The following is a 15,580-nucleotide window of genomic DNA, read 5'->3' on the forward strand; positions in this document are numbered from 1 at the left end:
TGCTGCAATCCATATTCTGGCTTATAGCCGTTTTGAGTGCTAAATTTCCGGCAACTGATAATTGTGACTGAGGAATTAAAAAAGGGGCATAACTGACCCCTTCAAAAGTTATTCCTTAATGCTTATTGTGTAATCCGAGCCCACCGAATGGCAATTTCTACAGCTTCCCCCGAACTCGGTGATAAAAAGATTATTCTCCCCCTGGTAATGGGATTTATGCATTATTTTCCCAAGGGCAAGTTCCCCATCCTGATGGCAAACCCGGCATTGGTTAACTGTTGCCCCGCTTCCAACAGGGGGATGGCTGCCAAGTTTATCAAGTGCAGTTTCTAATGTACCAAGAGCTTTATTACCATTTCCATCCCGATGGCAATCGCCGCAACCATGCGGCGCAACATCTTTGGCGGAAGCCTTGACAGCTATAAAAGCAGTTTCTGCCGGCTCCATGTTCAGAGCTACAAAATCTCCCTTTTCATTAAGTTTATGACACTGGACACAACCGTCCAAATAATGAGTGGCATGCAGCTTACTCCCCAGAGGCAAGGCCCCGCTGGTTTGATGACAAAGCAGGCATTGATCAGGTGCTTCGGGGTGTCTTCCCTGCTGCTCCAAGTTGGCCATTATAGTCGGCAGTGAAAGATCCGCATTCTCGTTAAACTTTTTATGACAGCTTAAACACCCTGCGGGGAGATCCTCTGAAGAACACAGGATAAAATCAGAAGTAAGCTCCCCTTCAACCTGACTTCCTGTTTGCTCGCCTGCTGGCGGCGTTACTTCCCCGGTTTGCCCACAAGCTGCAACCCCCAGCAAACCTACGCAAAAGAGCATCACCATTCCCCAAATTTTTAACTGAACTTTCACTATACTCCTCCTTCCTGAAAACTGTGCCTTGGTTTAACAATAAAGCGTGCTATAAATAAGCTGGCTTCAAATAAGACAATGACCGGTAAAGCCAAAAACATTTGAGAAATTACGTCGGGTGGTGTCATGATTGCGGCTGCTACAAAAATGATAAAATATACATACTTTCGTTTAGCACTTAGGCTATCGGGACCGATTATGCCTACTTTGGTTAAACCCAGTACTATTAAAGGCAGCTGAAAAACAAAACCAAATGGCAAGAGCAGCGAAAACAGGAAATCCACGTAGCGCCCAACCGTTACTAAAGGCTGCAGTCCTATGGCAGAGCCGAGCAGAAATATCAGTGCATAGCGTACTACTACTTGATAGGCAAACACAATTCCAATTAAAAACAAAAGGTAGGAACTGATCACTAGCAAGACTGCCGTTCTGCGCCAACCGGCTTTGATTGCAGGAAAGATAAAACTACTGACCTGCCAAAAGAGCACCGGCAAGGAAAGGACAATTCCAAAAAATATGCATATTTTAATTTTTGTTATAAATGCTTCCGGAACACTGATAAAGACGAGAGGCAGCTCCAGCTGGCGCATGGTGGCAGTCAAATACTGAAAGAGCATCTCTCTGCAGCTCAGGTAAATCACGGTACTGCTGGTCAGAAAAGCTGTCAAGGAAACAATAAGGACCCGACGCAATTCCGCCAGGTGGCCCTCAAGGGGCATCAGCTTGGGATCGTCCATGGTAACCAGCCTCTCTTTCTCGACCGTTAGTTTTTAATCATTACCAACAGTCCTAGCTGGGAACAATTCATTGTCGTGGTTTTCTACTTTAGTATGCGGTGCTTCGACCGCCCGTCTAAATTCCATCATGCTTTTACCTAAGGCACGTCCCGCTTCCGGCAATTTCCCCGGCCCAAAGATTAATAATACTAAGACTAAAATCAAAATTAACTCTCCAAAGCCGATACTTGGGATAAAGCCCATAAAGAATCCTCCTCAAGCCAAACTAAATTCGCTTAAAACACGCCCATTCTACCAACCAACAGAAAAACCAGAAAACCTAATGCAACTAATCCGGTTAACAAGAATACAGCGCTTACAACGCCCGCATACACACCGCCCAACAAATTGCCTAAGAGTTGTTTCATCGTTATTCCCTCCTTTTGCTTTAATCTTAGCAAGCAATGTTTGTTAAACCATTGACAACTCATGTATAATTACTGCAAAAATCCTTGCAAAAATATGACATTTGAAAAGCAACAAAAAAAATAGCTTGCCATAAATAGCAAGCTTAAATTACATTTTTTTACTTACCTGTTCACGCCTCTTTGCCAAATTTATAACCAACCCCCCAGACTGTCTTAATGTATTCCGGGTTATTGGGGTCCGATTCAATTTTTTCCCGCAGCCGGCTAATCAGAGAAGTAACATTATTGGCATCACCGGGGTAATCGCTTTCCCAAACTTGCTCTACCAGTTGCTCCCTGCTAAAAACGTGGTTGGGATGGGAGGCCATGACCCAAAGACATTCAAATTCTTTTGCTGTTAAATTAATCGGCCTGTCACCGATCTTTACTATCCTTCTTCCCCGGTCAATATATAGATTGCCGGCTACCAACTCTTCCCTGGTACCTGGTCGCTGCAATTGTTTATGTTCGTTTAAGCGTCGCAAAACTGCCTGAATACGTAAAGCCAGTTCGGCCGGGCTGAATGGTTTGGTTTGATAATCATCTACGCCCATTCTAAAACCGATGAGCTTATCCAGCTCATCACCCCGGGCAGAAAGAATGATAATTGGCACATTGGAACGCTGCCGGATAATCCTGCATACCTCAAAGCCGTCCAACTTAGGCAGCATCAAATCCAAAACTATTAAATCAGGAGCTTCTTCATCAAATTTGAGCAGCGCTTCCTCACCATCGGTTGCAGTGACTATTTTGTACCCTTCCTTACAGAGACGATGAGACAGGATTTTTAAAATGTCGGGCTCATCATCAACTATGAGTATTTTAGCTCCATCCATGTTAACCCTCCCCTTGCCGTGGAATCTTGCCGGCAGCCGGAATAGTAAATCTGAAGGTACTTCCCCGGCCATATTCGCTTTCCACCCAGATTTTACAACCATGTAATTCAACCAGTTTTTTTGCTAAGGCTAACCCTAAACCAGAGCCGCCGTGAGTACGAGTATTTGAACCGTTGACCTGCCTGAATGCCTCAAAAATTATTCCCTGTTCTTCTTTCTTAATACCCGGGCCGGTATCGTTGACCGCAACTTCCAGCTTGCCGTTCTTGCTGTCCTTTACAGCGTGAATGCTAATTTTCCCACCCATAGGTGTGAATTTATTGGCATTGTTCAATAGGTTTGTTAAGATTTGCTCAACTTTAGCGCGGTCAGCCTCCACATAAGGTAAATCATCTTCCAAGTCGATGATTAGCTGTTGTTCTTTTTTAATTAATAAAGGCATTACTTTTTTGACAACATCTTCTACCAAAGCAGGCAGAGGAAACACCGTAATCTCCAGTTCCTTTCTTCCTGCCTGCAATTTGGCCATATCAAGTATATCATTTATTAAAGCCAGCAATTGATGGCTGTTGCGTTCGATATCGTACAGGTACTCTTTTTGCTGCGCAGTCAGTTCCCCGGCAATTCCTTCCAACAGCAATTCGTTAAAAGCCATTATAGATGTCAAAGGAGTTTTTAATTCGTGACTGACGCTGGCCAAAAACTCGGACTTGACTTCATTGGCCTTTTGTAATTGGATATTTGCTTCTTTTAATCTTTGCTTCTGCTTGCTAAGGTTTTCATTGGCTTTAATCAAATCCCTGGTTCGGGCTTCTACCTTATTTTCCAACTCCTGATAGTATTCCTTTAATTTTTTTGCCATTGATTCAAATTCCCGGGCCAACAGCTTTATTTCCCCCGGAGCATTAATTTCGGGGAAATTATTATCTAAATTACCCTGGCCAATTTCAGTGGCGATGGCGGTAAGCTGGTAAAGAGGCCTGGCCACCATTTTATGCATTACCGCAAAAACACAGCCCAAAGTCAAAATAATTAATAAGGCGGTAACCAGCAGGTGTGCAAGAATATCTGTACGCAGGTTCTCTTGAAAAGCGTGCATGGGAATATTTAAACTGATAGCGCCTGCCAGTTCCCCCAAGGTATGTTTTTGGAGGTTGCTTAACCCTAAATCGGCTAAACCTTCGTTATGGCAATTTAAACAACCTTCCTCAATATAGATGGGAACCGTATAAGTAAAAATCCTATTGCCGTTTATACCCCGAGTACCCCAGGCTTCATTCAGGCCTTTGTCCTTCTTTAGCTGTTCGATTAGGTTACGTTCAAATTCATCCGCCATATTACAATCTTTAGTAGCAGTCAACCATATTTCTTTAAATGAAACCTTGATATCCTTGCCAAAGGCGTCGTTAATATTTTTTTCAACTGCTACCGGATCAAGGTGTTTATATTCCAAAGCGAGGCTCTGCTGGTCCTCTGCCCTCTTTTCAGCAATAAAACTCCTGATAGCCAGAAACTGGGTGGAAATAACACGGGCTTTATCGCGCAGCTCTTGCTCCGCCCTTTCCTTGGCTCGCTCCATATTCCAAATGAAATCAGTAGCCATAATTACCAGGGTAATAAGCGAAATTATGAGCATCAACCGGGTACTAAGTTTGTTTTTCACGGGGTACATTTTGTTACCACCTTCACAAAAATAACTTTATACCAGCGCTCCCGGTGCTTGACCTCTGGCATACCAATCTGTATGGGTATTGCATTGTAAGAAATAATTTATTTCCCTGCAACAATATTATAATACTTAAGCTCACCTAAGTTGAAGGGGGAAAAAAAAAGAACCGGGTCGAAAAAACCCGATTCCTTTTGTCTGCAGCTGTCTTTGAAATATTCAAGCGCCTGCCTTATCACCGTGGTCTTCAAAAACCGGGAAGTTCTCTGTAATCCAGATATAAGCCATGACCCCAAAGGATACAAGGGCAAGTGTAATGCTAAATTCAGTCCAGGCAGGGACATAACCTTGACCGGCAGAACGGCTCATCCCTATCAGACATACATTTATCCGGTTTAAAACAACTCCGCAGACTACCATTAAACAGGACAAAAACTGCCATACAGTCTGCTGTCGTAAATTTCTAAAGCTCAATATGCTAGCCGGAACAATTACCCCGATGGCCAGTTCAGCCAGAAAAGATATACTTTCATAGCTGCCGTTAAACAGTAAACTTAAGGAACCGCGAGCAGCCAGATCGGCTATTTTTATTACAAAATAAAAAACTAAAATAAAAGGTAAAGCTTTAGTCAAATCAGCCAATAGCGGTGTTTCTAAACCTCTTTTGAATGCTAGACTCGATAGAGTTGATTCTACCACGATCATGGCTAAGCCCACCGCAACCGCGGAAGTAAAGAAAAAAACGGGCAGAAAAGGTGAATACCAAAGGGGATAAAGTTTACCCGGCACAATTAAAAACAGGGAACCTAACGATGACTGGTGCAAAGTTGAAAGAATTATGCCCATTATCACTAAGGGTATTGTGCAGGCGTGAATCACCCTGAGCGCCCCTTCCAACCGGAACCGCTCGAAAATTACCGGGCAAAATTCTAAGAACAATACGGTAAGGTAAAGCATGACGCACCAGGCCACTTCAAACATCACCGAGTGATGCTGCCACATGATTATCGGATGCCAAATAAACCACGGCCTTCCTAAATCATAAAGCAAACCCACAGCTACTAAAAAATATCCAATGAAGCCGGTTAAAACTGCCGGACGAACAATAGCGTGATATTTTTTTAAGTTAAAGATATAGACAGTAGCCGCAGCCGTAAAACCTCCGGCAGCCAGCGCCACTCCACACAGCACATCGAAAGCAATCCATAAACCCCAAGGGTAACTGTCGCTCAGGTTGGTCGAGGCACCAAGTCCCTGAGAATACCTTAAAAAAGTTGCTATTGCCCCTACGGCCATAATCAAAAGCAAAATTACCCTAGACCATGTCCAGTGAAATTTAAAACCCATTTTCATGCCCCCTTGCCTTCAATCTTCTTTTTGCTTTCACCCTCATTTTTATGAGTCAAAAGATAAGTTGAGGTTAAAAGAATTCCGCCACCGGCGATGATGCCGGGAATCTTGGACATTACCTCCCAAGTGTAGTCGGGCAGGGGAGTGTTAGGAATATTGGTGGGAAAGCCCAAGTCTTTAAAAGGCACATCGGATAGAAACAGGAAAGAAGTACCTCCCCCTTCTTTTAATCCGTAAATATAGTTGACATATTTATTGGGATTGTTGTTAATTCTTCGTTCTGCTTCAACCAAAAGCTCATCTCTGTTTCCAAAAAGTGTGGCTTTAGTTGGACAGGCGGCCGCGCAAGCGGGCTGCTGCCCTTCTTTTAAACGGCTGGAGCAGAACAGGCATTTGGTGACCAGCGGTGCAGTTTTTTCCCATTCATATTTGGGAATCCCGAAGGGGCAAGCCACCATACAGTAACGGCAACCAATACATTTCCAGGCATCATACACCACCGGCCCTTCTGGAGTTTTATGCAATGCTTTGACTGGACAAGCTGAAGCGCAGGCTGGCTCAAGACAATGAAAACACTGGGAACGGACGAAACGCTTCACCTTTTCACTGCCCTTCTCAACTTCTACGGTCTTGACCACAGTCCAGGCATTGCTTGACAGTTCTTCAGCATAGGCACCGCCCTGCAGCTGATTTTGTTTTTGGCAAGCTGCCTGGCAATTTTTACAACCTATGCATTGGGTAAGGTCCATTAACATCCCTTTAGGCTTAGTCACAAAGTTGGTTTTTCCCCCTTGGTCACTATTGGCCCAAACGCTTCCGCCAAAAGCCAAACAGCTTGTAGCAAATCCAACCAGTTTTAAGAAACCTAACCTAGTTAGTTCCATTGCTCCTTCCTCCTTAAAATAATTTTCCGTTACAAATCAGTTTTTGGTTCAAACTTATAACCCACCCCCCATACAGTGGTAATGTAGCGAGGATCCTGTGCGTTAGACTCAATCTTATCCCGCAGCCTGCTGATCATAACTGTCACCTCATCCAAATCAACCAGTTCATCTGTGCCCCACACTTGATTTAAAATTTCCTTCCTGCTGAAAACCTTTCCGGGGTTGCTGGCTAAAAACCAGAGGAGATTTAGCTCCTTTTTGGTCAGGTTTATGTTTCCCCTGGGTGTCTTTACTTGGTGGGAAAACTTGTCGATAATTAAGCCTGGAAAACGCATGACCATGCTGCTTTCTTGCAATGAATTGCCTTCCACCCTACGCATTACTGCTTTAATCCGTGCGAGAAGTTCCCGATTGCTGCATGGCTTGGGAAGGTAATCATCTGCCCCTGCCTTGAAACTGGATATTCTGTCTATTTCCGCCGCTTTTTGAGACAGCACAATTATTGCTATCCTCGAAGATTTTCTAATTGTACGGCAAACAGTTAAACCATCTATACCTGGCAAATCCAGTTCTAAAACCATTAGATTAGGGTTATAAAGTTTAAACTTGCAAAGCGCGTCCTGTCCATCCGACGCTGTAAGTACCCCGTACCCTTCTTTGCGCAGACACTGGCCAATATTTTTCAATAAATCTGTATCGGGATCCGCCAATAACACTGTAGCCTGTTCCAAGGAGTCCACCTCCTTCAGTCTAAACTTGGTTTCACCATAATTTTAAAATCCAACTGTTGTAGTAAAATTACAAAAGGCTGTTCATCTTCTATTAAAACTGTTGCAAAAGTCTTACAGGCGAACAAACGGCAATAAAAAATAACCGGGGATTTTCCCCGGTTAACCAGCGACCGCTGCCTGTTTAAAGCTGTACATTATCTTTTTTCGTTTTAGCAAACCACATTCGGGCAGCATGTGCGCCCTCCAAAGCGGCAGTAAAAACGGCTAAAATTGCAAAAGCAAGTGGAAGCTTGATTAGAAAGTCTGGGAAAGTACGCAAGAGTTGGAAAAAAGCAGCGCACAGCAAAAAAGTTATTGCTAACCTTATCCTATGACTTTCCAAGATCCTGTAGGACGGTTGTTTTTTAGCCGGTTTGCGCTTTTTCCGCCTGTTCGGATCAAATTTAATGACGGTCATGGCTGTTCCCTCCAAGATAGCAATCTCTGCGTACTATACATATTAAGCAAGCTTAGGAGTAATTCCTGCAGTTATTCAGGGGTATTATTAAAAGGTAGCATTTTTTCCTGGGCATACCGCATGGTTTAAATAGCATTTTGATCAAATTCAACAGACGTCCATGCTGCTGTCGCAGCACCATCATAAGTATGAAAAATTGTAACCCATTGTGCGTAGCTGCGACATATGACAAGCCATAGAGTGCTCTGTGAAGAGTTTGACTGAAAGCGGACGAGCAGCATGGACGCTGCGAGAGCGCTGGAGCGGCATGGACGCCGCGTCAGCGCGTGCCGCTGAAAGTCAAACGCTGAGCAGGGCAGCGCTCTTGGCGAAGTCATCCCGGAGCAGCGGACACAAGGGTTAACTTTTTAAGGGTAGCACTGACTACCACAATCCTCCCTTTTTTAACTTTTTCCATGTTTGACGAATATTGTAATTTTTTGTTTTTACAAAAAACCATCCCTACGGATGGCTTTTTCATTGCTTTTGCTGTATTTACAAGTAAAAATACATGTAGGTATTGACAAACAAGCAGAAATGTACCTGGCAAACAACCATATAAATATTTTTTCTCGTAGCAAAATAAATATACGAGTGAGGTGATGAACTTGCAAAAAACAAAGCAACAGAACTTCAAAAATGTCTATTTTTTAAACGAAGAGGCGAAACATCACTACCTTGATACCATAGCTGCAGAAAAGCTGAATGAAATTGAAATCTCAACCTCCCATGATTTTAGCGAGCAGTTTGATGACTGGGTAAAGGACCGCACAAACAACGAATTGTTATTAATTTGGGCAGTTTTAAATGAGATTGAAGCCGACGCAGACCACGTACCATATATCGTTCACCAGCAGTGTATCAGTTACGCAATACCTGAGTGGTTAGCACTCAGTGGCACTCTGGCTTTCTTTTCGGTTCATTACCTGAACAAGTTCCTGATTGAAGCTGAATTGAGGCGCAGGGGAATAGAATTTGGTTGCTACTCAACCACTTATGAGACAGCCATTATTACCCAAAACCAGTCATTTACCTTTGAGCGCAGCTTGCTGCAAGAATTAAAACAAAACATTTACGAAGATCAGTTAAATAAAGAATATTTTACTGAATTGGCCGATACAATCACAACAATGACCCTGCAGTAACAGCAGCAAAAATGACATCCCAAAAAACAGATTTTTGGAAAGGCGACATTGGTGCCATTTTGTATAAGCAAGGTAATAATACCTTGCTTTTTCTAAACTTAAAAAAACTCATATCTTGAAAAAACCTTGCATACCGGCTTATTCCGATTTATAATTGTCGTAACAGGTGTCTTGTCAGATGATATGTCTATGAGGAGGTGAATTATATGAAGACCCGGGAGCTAGTTCTGGGTGGCTTGTTAACATCTTTGGCATTGCTTATTCCATTAGCTTTTGGAGGTTTTTTAGGGGTTTTAATACCCCCTTTCAGCGCGACGCTGGCCTCTCACGTTCCTTTAATGCTGGCCATGACAATAAGTCCGGCAGTTGCAATTATTGTTGCTTTAGGCTCAACTCTTGGTTTTCTTATCAAGTTGGGGCCAATCATAGCGGCCAGAGCATTTATGCACGTTTTTGTAGGTTACACCGGCGCCACCTTAATCAAGCAAGGTAAACCTTTATATTTGGTGTTGCTGCTGGTACTGCCAATCCACGCCTTGGGAGAAGCTTTGATTGTAATTCCTTTCGGTTTTTCCCTTTATAACGCGGGGGTTGTTGTAGGTTTGGGAACAGCATTTCACCATTTAGCAGACAGCTTTATTACTTTAGCTGTGGTCAAACAATTAGGGCTGCTAAGAAAATCATTACCTGCTTTTAGCAAGAAAATTTCTTAGAATCAAAAAGCATACAAAAACCACCTGCTGACAGGTGGCTCCAGACCGTCGACAAACTATTATTAGCCCGCATATATTATGGAGCGGGACTGGTTTCCCCCGTCGACAGCTTGCTGCCGGTAACGGCGTAGGAGCTTACCGCTGCTCGAAATAATACATGCGGGCTTTGTCTAAAAGCTAAAGCCACCTTCAGTCAGGTGGCTTTAAACATTGCTCAGCCTTTGCAATTGCTTTGTCAAGCGGTAGAACTCTTCCCGGTCACGCCGGTCTAAGGCAGCATCAATTAAGAGCATGAGTTTCTGGTACGCTATTTTCTTTTTCTTGCCGGCTCTTTTAACCTTCCAGACTCTTTTTTTAGAGACTACCCCTTGGTAGTAATCTTTGCTGTAAGACAGCTTTACATAAAGTTTATAAAAATTAGCGGAAGCTAAAGCTTGCAGAGCTTCCTCCACGTCGTGGATATACTTCCCGTCTAAACGCAGCACAAAAGGAAAAGTAACTGTACCCCTACCTGAAACCATTAAGGCATTCCGGTAAAACCTTATATCGTCTACTAACTCGACCTTTTCTAATATGCTCTCGTTTTTGAGTATATATTCTAACACTTTAGCAGTGTTAGGCCACTTTAACCTTTGGGTATCGAGAAACCAGTACAAAAAATCTCTTATTAAAATAAGTTTTCTCATCCTCCGCAACTCCCCCTTTTGACTATTGTAAAGCTTCCGGCAAATGAAAGCTACTGTAAATTACTGCAAATAATCGTTTAGAAAATCAACTTTAGCAATATTGGCTTACTTTTTTAACCGGCTTGGGCATCCTCGCCTCCCTGTTTTTGCATCGTTCCGAAGGCCGGGAATATTTGGAAGCAATTTTACCTTTAAAGGTTGGTATTTCGCTCAGCATTTTTCTGTTTATGTTTATTATTGGAGCAACGCTGCTAAAATCCAGGACCGGTAGACTGAGGCCGATTCTCATAGCAATGCTGTTGGGGACCTTTACCCTCTCTATTCTTTATATACCTAACCTCTTTTTTTATTCGCATCCATCGGCTGATGAAATTGTCAAGTTTTGGGTTGTACATATTTGGGAAGAAATGAGTTTTGAACTGTATTTGGCTTTTTGGTGCTTGGCCTCTGCTTCTGGATACTGACGGCCCACTTGAAGCCTGAAAAAAGATTTCTTATCCAATCCTATTGGGCCTTGCTCCTCTTAAATGTTGGGCTGCTTATCATGGGTGGAGCCCTTGCTTTGGCCGGATTAGTCCAGGCGTATCTCTGGCGGGTTGCCGGAATGGATTTTATGGAAGTAATTAATTTACTTAGACCCTACATGGTTGTCCGGGCAACTGGGGGAATGATATTTACAGCAGGGGATTTGCTGTTGGTCTGGAACGTCCTTAAGTTGGTCTGGAAAGAAAGAAGGTATTTCTTTCTGGTGCCCAATTTTTTTTTAAAAAACACTAAAAAGATAGCGCTATGACTCGCCAAACAAGAGCAGGTTGGCACAGTGGGGGCGATAGGGCATAAAAGTTAATACTATTTTCTAGATAGTCTGAAAGGAGGATTGCGCTCCAATCCTCCTGCTATTCCTCCTGTAACAACCTTGTACAGTACGGCGACTTTCAGCCGTGCCCTTGTTTGGCAAGAAAATTGATTATATCCCGTCTTACGTTGGTATAATTATTAACGCAGTAAAGCCGTCCTCCCAAAGCCAGGCAAATATGGCCAGTTTCCTCGGAAACGGTTACGACGATAGCATCGGTTAGTTCACTTAAACCCAAGGCCGCCCGGTGCCTGGTACCTAAATAGTGGTCTGCACTTATTGCTTGTTTGGAAAGAGGCAAAACACACCCGGCAGCCAAAATCTTTATGTCCCGCACTATCACTGCCCCATCATGCAATGGGTTGCCGGGGTAAAAAATACATTCCAAAAGCCGGCTGGATAGCTCTGCTTGAAGTTTTAAACCGGCCTTTTTACCTTCCTCAATAAATTCATCCAGTTTCATCTGCCGCTCCAAAGCGATTATTGCCCCATGCCGGCGCTTTGCCAAGCGCTCCGCAGCCTTAACAACTTCGTTGAAGCCGGGTATTTCAGGTAAAAGGCCTGTTTCCAACTCCAAAACGGTCAGTAGGCCTTCCAATTCAATAGTTTGCCTCCTTACTTTGGCAAAAAGCTCCAGCAGTTCAGTGTGATTGGGACATTTGTCTATAACATCACAAGCTTCTTTTACTGTTTGCTGTAAACCGCAAAGACCCGATTTTAAGCTTTCACCGACTTTTTTGGCAAAAAGTCTGCACGGTGTGATTTGATGGTAATCAGGCATCAGGGTTGTACCGCCTGTCTGGCTAAATCCCTGGCCCGGCTGGCTAAATCCAGGGATTTACCTAGAGTATTCATGGCTTTTTGCGGATTGTGGAAACCCATGCTGTTTTCTGCGCTAACCCAATCCCAATACCATTGGCTTTCTCTGTGTAAAGCCCTGGCTTCAGCCAGTTTATTTTTATTAACCCGGGGATTTTTGGCAGCCTCCGCAATTGCATTAATAGCCTCCACGTTAGCTTTTCCGGCCCGGTCCAAAAGGTCTTTGGTCCTGTCCTGAGTGTACAATACTCTCTGACGCAGTTCCTCCATACTGCCCCGGTGACAGACACCGCAAGAACTTTCCATATGTTTCAAGGGGCTGGTCCACCAGTGAGATGATATTTTAGTATTTCCTTGTACTATATAGGGCATATGACAATCAGCGCAGGCCACTCCCCTGGACTGGTGCGGGCCGTCCAAAAACATCTCATAATCAGGATGCTGACCTTTTAAAACTTCTGTACCGGAATCAGGATGAGTAAAATCCGTATGCTTGATCTCCTGGTAGTAATTATAAACCTGCTCGGGGTCTTTGCCTTTCTCCCATGGGAAATGCAGCTTATAGGTATCTTTTTCAAAGTAATATTCCACGTGGCATTGGGCGCATACATAAGTACGCATTTCCTGACGGTTTGCTTTGGTTACGTCTTTCCCTTCCCGTTCCATTGCCTCAATAAATGCGGGGCGAGTAATTCGGAGCTGCATAGTCTTTGGGTCATGACAGTCGCTGCAACCAACAGGCGTTTTAAACCTGCCGGCCGCCTCTTTAAAAGGAGTGGAATAGTAAGCATCGCCCATTTCCCGGATCGCTTTAGGCACCTCGGTACTCTTACATGTCCAGCAAACGGCTTTGGGAGGATTGCGTTTTGTCTTTTTTACATCTTCTATGGCATACACATGGCCCCGGTCCTCGTTGTATTCTTCGGCAAAACCATAGCCTTTCCACAGTGTTTTCATGTAAGGGTAAGCTTCAAGGTTGCTCCTTTCCTGGGAACCTCCGTAAACGCTCGGGCCTTTGCTCATATCGTAGTTTTTTTTGTAACTTTCATATTCCCGCGGGTAGTATCGACCAAACACCTCATTATCAGTTTCCTCTACGCTTATTTCAGCCCTGGGCGGAGGCAGTTCCGGTTCTTTGGCCCGCATACCTGCGAAATAGGCACTCACTCCTACAATACCTAAAATTAAGAGTGCTGCTGCTACAGCTGCTATTCTTCTCACTGTACCTTCCTCCAATAACTTAATAAACTAGATTGCGCACATCGCCATGGGGTGTATAGCTGTGGCAATGATAGCAGTTTGCCCCGTTGCCCTTGCCAATCATCCGCACTAAGGTGGCATGGCAGTTCACACAATTTTTTTGCACTATTTTCTCACTGTCTTTTTTAAGGTGTATACCCTCAGGAGAACCTGCAATAAAAAATACATAAGCATCGATTAAGCCGGATTTAGCTTTATACAACGGCTTGCTGACCAGCCCTTTGGGTACATGGCAGGTATTGCAATTGGCTGTTTCTCGATGGGCTGAATGGTACCAGGTTTGATAAGCCGCATTCATAATATGGCATGATGAACAAAATTCCGCGTCCTCAGTAAAACGCACTGCCAAAGCTGAACCTAAAATGGCAGTTATGGCTAAAATACCTAACAGCAGTACAATCCTTTTCAAGCGGCCACCTCCCGGATTGCGACTAACTACAAAAGATATTATCACCAAAAATTAATTAAATAAGCATAATTTAAGCAGTGAGGAAAATCACACCGGTATGTGATCCATATCCAAGCTTAATACAGCTAAATTGAATATCATAATGTTAAAATCGAGCTTGCTAGCCAAAGTTATACGCTCCGAGGGAAATTTTTAACGCAGCTTGTCCCAGCAATTTTTACAGACAACAAAAATGAGGGCCTGGTTTAGACCCCCCTTTGACTTACCTTTTCGGTGCAAAAGTGGCGCAGTCAGTATGCTGGGTATCGGTTGCGTTAGGTCCTTGGATTTCGATTTCACTGGCATTGCAGTGATTGCCACTGTCCCAATACTGGCATGTATTGACCACGCATTTGACTCTGCTGATGGAACTTCCTGTTCTTTCCACTCTTCCTTGCATTTCCAATCCCCTTTCAAGATAAATTTGGTGGTTGATAACCAGTAATTATTGTATCCTTCTGAACCACGGTTTATCCCGGTTAGTACTCTTCATTCGGCACGAATTTACATGTGGAAACTTCCCCTGACCCTAAAGGTACTTTATATGACAAGGCGCCAGTATCGTTTTGCCCATCGGTTTTTAATTGCCCTGCCATTTTCTTCCGTTTCTTTATTCCCTTTTAGTTTGGGGCAGGTACAACAATAATATTCTTCCCTGTCTAAATGTAAAGATAAAAAAACAGGCGGTGCACCTGTTTAGACTGAGCCGATCGTTTTTATATCCATAGTTTAAATTTCTTGCTCTTCCACCAGACGGTCAATTTCAGGCAAAATCTGCTCCGCAGGCAGATGGAGAACGACATCAGCTTCCCTGTCAAAAGGCGTTTCATCTTTATTCAAAATAATGAGCTTTTGCAACGAAGGGTTGAAGTAATTAAGCAGACCTGCCACCGGATAGACGCGCAGGGAAGTACCTATAACCAAAAGCACATCGGCTTTAAGCGTAAAATTTCTGGCTAACTGGAGCAATTTTTGGTCCAGTGGCTCTTCATATAAAACTACATCGGGCTTAATAATCCCGCCGCATTTTGTACATAAGGGAACGGGAGTGCCCTTTTCAATAACGTAGTTTAGGTCGTAAAGCCCATTGCATTTCAAGCAATGATTCCTTGTAACCGTACCATGAAGTTGCAAAACTGTTTTAAGCCCCGCCAATAATTCCAGTCCGTCTATATTTTGCGTCAAGCAAGCCCGCAAGCGCCCCTTAGCCTCCCACTTGGCCAAGGTGTAATGAATGGCGTTAGGACGGGCTTGCGGGTACAACATGCTCTTTTTATAAAAGGCATAAAATTTTTCCGGGTATAGGCTAAAATAAGACGCGGAGAGGATCTCTTCAGCTGCCACATTTTGGCTGTACAGCCCCGTACTGCTCCGGAAATCAGGAATCCCCGAAGGTACTGAAGCACCTGCCCCTAGAAGGCAGACAAGGAATTTCGCATGCCGGAGAATATCCGCTGCTTTACTTAACATATTAGGTCACCTCAACACTAGGATAGCATACTTTTAGAGCTACCTCTACCGCTATTATTATTTTATACCCGCATTGCAAGCCGCGGGAAACATCAAGTTTTGGCTTCAGCGCTCTTTTTGTGAGTTTGATCACTGCGTACAACTTTGTTTTACAGTAGAATAAAGGATATGATAAG

19 protein-coding genes are annotated in these 15,580 nt (G+C 43.7%); 3 read left to right on the forward strand and 16 right to left on the reverse strand.

All coding sequences use genetic code 11. The features are described from left to right. Window positions 1-108 precede the first annotated feature (108 nt). The 10 genes from EYS13_RS05805 to EYS13_RS05845 form a co-directional block, all read right to left on the reverse strand. On the reverse strand, window positions 109-861 hold the full coding sequence (locus tag EYS13_RS05805; protein ID WP_227766842.1) for a hypothetical protein: 753 nt from the start codon (window positions 859-861) through the stop codon (window positions 109-111). Next, window positions 861-1,598 carry a twin-arginine translocase subunit TatC gene (tatC, locus tag EYS13_RS05810; RefSeq protein ID WP_227766845.1) on the reverse strand — a complete coding sequence of 246 codons (738 nt, stop codon included), beginning with the start codon at window positions 1,596-1,598 and terminating at the stop codon, window positions 861-863. Before tatC ends, EYS13_RS05805 begins: the two co-directional genes overlap by 1 nt. A 33-nt stretch (window positions 1,599-1,631) precedes the next feature. Next, entirely contained in the window at window positions 1,632-1,841 is a 210-nt protein-coding gene (gene tatA / locus EYS13_RS05815; RefSeq protein ID WP_227766848.1) for a twin-arginine translocase TatA/TatE family subunit, read from the reverse strand. A gap of 32 nt (window positions 1,842-1,873) precedes the next feature. Then, window positions 1,874-2,005 (reverse strand): hypothetical protein, encoded by a 132-nt coding sequence (locus tag EYS13_RS16220; protein WP_265332423.1) that lies wholly within the window; start codon window positions 2,003-2,005, stop codon window positions 1,874-1,876. 170 nt (window positions 2,006-2,175) lie between these two features. Then, window positions 2,176-2,880, reverse strand: coding sequence for a response regulator transcription factor (locus EYS13_RS05820; protein WP_227766851.1), 705 nt, complete (start codon window positions 2,878-2,880; stop codon window positions 2,176-2,178). 1 nt (window position 2,881) lies between these two features. Continuing rightward, window positions 2,882-4,552 (reverse strand): sensor histidine kinase, encoded by a 1,671-nt coding sequence (locus tag EYS13_RS05825; RefSeq protein ID WP_227766853.1) that lies wholly within the window; start codon window positions 4,550-4,552, stop codon window positions 2,882-2,884. A 213-nt stretch (window positions 4,553-4,765) separates the two neighbouring features. Further along, window positions 4,766-5,893, reverse strand: a complete 1,128-nt coding sequence (nrfD, locus tag EYS13_RS05830; RefSeq protein WP_227766856.1) for an NrfD/PsrC family molybdoenzyme membrane anchor subunit — start codon at window positions 5,891-5,893, stop codon at window positions 4,766-4,768. Window positions 5,894-5,895: 2 nt separating this feature from the next. Beyond that, entirely contained in the window at window positions 5,896-6,780 is an 885-nt protein-coding gene (locus EYS13_RS05835; protein ID WP_227766857.1) for a 4Fe-4S dicluster domain-containing protein, read from the reverse strand. Between the two features lie 29 nt (window positions 6,781-6,809). Then, on the reverse strand, window positions 6,810-7,511 hold the full coding sequence (locus EYS13_RS05840; protein ID WP_227766859.1) for a response regulator transcription factor: 702 nt from the start codon (window positions 7,509-7,511) through the stop codon (window positions 6,810-6,812). A gap of 181 nt (window positions 7,512-7,692) precedes the next feature. Continuing rightward, window positions 7,693-7,968, reverse strand: a complete 276-nt coding sequence (locus EYS13_RS05845; RefSeq protein ID WP_227766862.1) for a hypothetical protein — start codon at window positions 7,966-7,968, stop codon at window positions 7,693-7,695. A gap of 647 nt (window positions 7,969-8,615) precedes the next feature. On the opposite strand from EYS13_RS05845, the gene EYS13_RS05850 reads away from it, so the two are divergent. Together EYS13_RS05850 and EYS13_RS05855 are read left to right on the forward strand one after the other, a co-directional pair. Further along, a complete protein-coding gene (locus EYS13_RS05850; RefSeq protein WP_227766864.1) occupies window positions 8,616-9,152 on the forward strand; it encodes a hypothetical protein in 537 nt (178 codons plus the stop codon). Between the two features lie 206 nt (window positions 9,153-9,358). Beyond that, on the forward strand, window positions 9,359-9,865 hold the full coding sequence (locus EYS13_RS05855) for an ECF transporter S component (RefSeq protein WP_227766866.1): 507 nt from the start codon (window positions 9,359-9,361) through the stop codon (window positions 9,863-9,865). 203 nt (window positions 9,866-10,068) lie between these two features. On the opposite strand, the gene EYS13_RS05860 is transcribed toward EYS13_RS05855, so the two are convergent. After that, window positions 10,069-10,551 carry a YpiB family protein gene (locus tag EYS13_RS05860; RefSeq protein ID WP_227766868.1) on the reverse strand — a complete coding sequence of 161 codons (483 nt, stop codon included), beginning with the start codon at window positions 10,549-10,551 and terminating at the stop codon, window positions 10,069-10,071. A gap of 544 nt (window positions 10,552-11,095) precedes the next feature. Here EYS13_RS05860 and EYS13_RS05865 point away from each other — a divergent pair. Further along, the gene (locus tag EYS13_RS05865; RefSeq protein WP_227766870.1) at window positions 11,096-11,344 is read left to right on the forward strand and encodes a hypothetical protein; all 249 of its coding nucleotides are present in this window, start codon (window positions 11,096-11,098) and stop codon (window positions 11,342-11,344) included. 142 nt (window positions 11,345-11,486) lie between these two features. On the opposite strand, the gene EYS13_RS05870 is transcribed toward EYS13_RS05865, so the two are convergent. The 5 genes from EYS13_RS05870 to EYS13_RS05890 form a co-directional block, all read right to left on the reverse strand. Further along, on the reverse strand, window positions 11,487-12,188 hold the full coding sequence (locus EYS13_RS05870; RefSeq protein WP_227766871.1) for a diadenylate cyclase: 702 nt from the start codon (window positions 12,186-12,188) through the stop codon (window positions 11,487-11,489). Further along, complete coding sequence (locus EYS13_RS05875; RefSeq protein WP_227766873.1) at window positions 12,188-13,447, reverse strand: ammonia-forming cytochrome c nitrite reductase subunit c552; 1,260 nt, start codon at window positions 13,445-13,447, stop codon at window positions 12,188-12,190. The genes EYS13_RS05870 and EYS13_RS05875 overlap by 1 nt, the downstream gene beginning before the upstream one ends. A gap of 19 nt (window positions 13,448-13,466) precedes the next feature. Then, on the reverse strand, window positions 13,467-13,895 hold the full coding sequence (locus tag EYS13_RS05880) for a NapC/NirT family cytochrome c (RefSeq protein WP_227766875.1): 429 nt from the start codon (window positions 13,893-13,895) through the stop codon (window positions 13,467-13,469). A 262-nt stretch (window positions 13,896-14,157) separates the two neighbouring features. Continuing rightward, window positions 14,158-14,334 (reverse strand): DUF1540 domain-containing protein, encoded by a 177-nt coding sequence (locus EYS13_RS05885; protein ID WP_227766878.1) that lies wholly within the window; start codon window positions 14,332-14,334, stop codon window positions 14,158-14,160. Window positions 14,335-14,663: 329 nt separating this feature from the next. Further along, entirely contained in the window at window positions 14,664-15,404 is a 741-nt protein-coding gene (locus EYS13_RS05890) for an NAD-dependent protein deacylase (RefSeq protein WP_227766880.1), read from the reverse strand. Window positions 15,405-15,580 lie beyond the last annotated feature (176 nt).

This window comes from Zhaonella formicivorans (genome assembly GCF_004353525.1).
Lineage (GTDB): Bacteria > Bacillota > DUOV01 > DUOV01 > Zhaonellaceae > Zhaonella > Zhaonella formicivorans.

What these genes read in the sequence shown, in the direction of transcription:
- EYS13_RS16220 (WP_265332423.1), bottom strand. Translation starts at nt 2,005, where the DNA reads ATGAAACAACTCTTAGGCAATTTGTTGGGCGGTGTGTATGCGGGCGTT.
- EYS13_RS05855 (WP_227766866.1), top strand. Translation starts at nt 9,359, where the DNA reads ATGAAGACCCGGGAGCTAGTTCTGGGTGGCTTGTTAACATCTTTGGCA.
- EYS13_RS05860 (WP_227766868.1), bottom strand. Translation starts at nt 10,551, where the DNA reads ATGAGAAAACTTATTTTAATAAGAGATTTTTTGTACTGGTTTCTCGAT.
- EYS13_RS05890 (WP_227766880.1), bottom strand. Translation starts at nt 15,404, where the DNA reads ATGTTAAGTAAAGCAGCGGATATTCTCCGGCATGCGAAATTCCTTGTC.
- EYS13_RS05865 (WP_227766870.1), top strand. Translation starts at nt 11,096, where the DNA reads ATGGGTGGAGCCCTTGCTTTGGCCGGATTAGTCCAGGCGTATCTCTGG.
- nrfD (WP_227766856.1), bottom strand. Translation starts at nt 5,893, where the DNA reads ATGGGTTTTAAATTTCACTGGACATGGTCTAGGGTAATTTTGCTTTTG.
- EYS13_RS05825 (WP_227766853.1), bottom strand. Translation starts at nt 4,552, where the DNA reads ATGTACCCCGTGAAAAACAAACTTAGTACCCGGTTGATGCTCATAATT.
- EYS13_RS05885 (WP_227766878.1), bottom strand. Translation starts at nt 14,334, where the DNA reads ATGCAAGGAAGAGTGGAAAGAACAGGAAGTTCCATCAGCAGAGTCAAA.
- tatC (WP_227766845.1), bottom strand. Translation starts at nt 1,598, where the DNA reads ATGGACGATCCCAAGCTGATGCCCCTTGAGGGCCACCTGGCGGAATTG.
- EYS13_RS05870 (WP_227766871.1), bottom strand. Translation starts at nt 12,188, where the DNA reads ATGCCTGATTACCATCAAATCACACCGTGCAGACTTTTTGCCAAAAAA.
- tatA (WP_227766848.1), bottom strand. Translation starts at nt 1,841, where the DNA reads ATGGGCTTTATCCCAAGTATCGGCTTTGGAGAGTTAATTTTGATTTTA.
- EYS13_RS05820 (WP_227766851.1), bottom strand. Translation starts at nt 2,880, where the DNA reads ATGGATGGAGCTAAAATACTCATAGTTGATGATGAGCCCGACATTTTA.
- EYS13_RS05845 (WP_227766862.1), bottom strand. Translation starts at nt 7,968, where the DNA reads ATGACCGTCATTAAATTTGATCCGAACAGGCGGAAAAAGCGCAAACCG.
- EYS13_RS05835 (WP_227766857.1), bottom strand. Translation starts at nt 6,780, where the DNA reads ATGGAACTAACTAGGTTAGGTTTCTTAAAACTGGTTGGATTTGCTACA.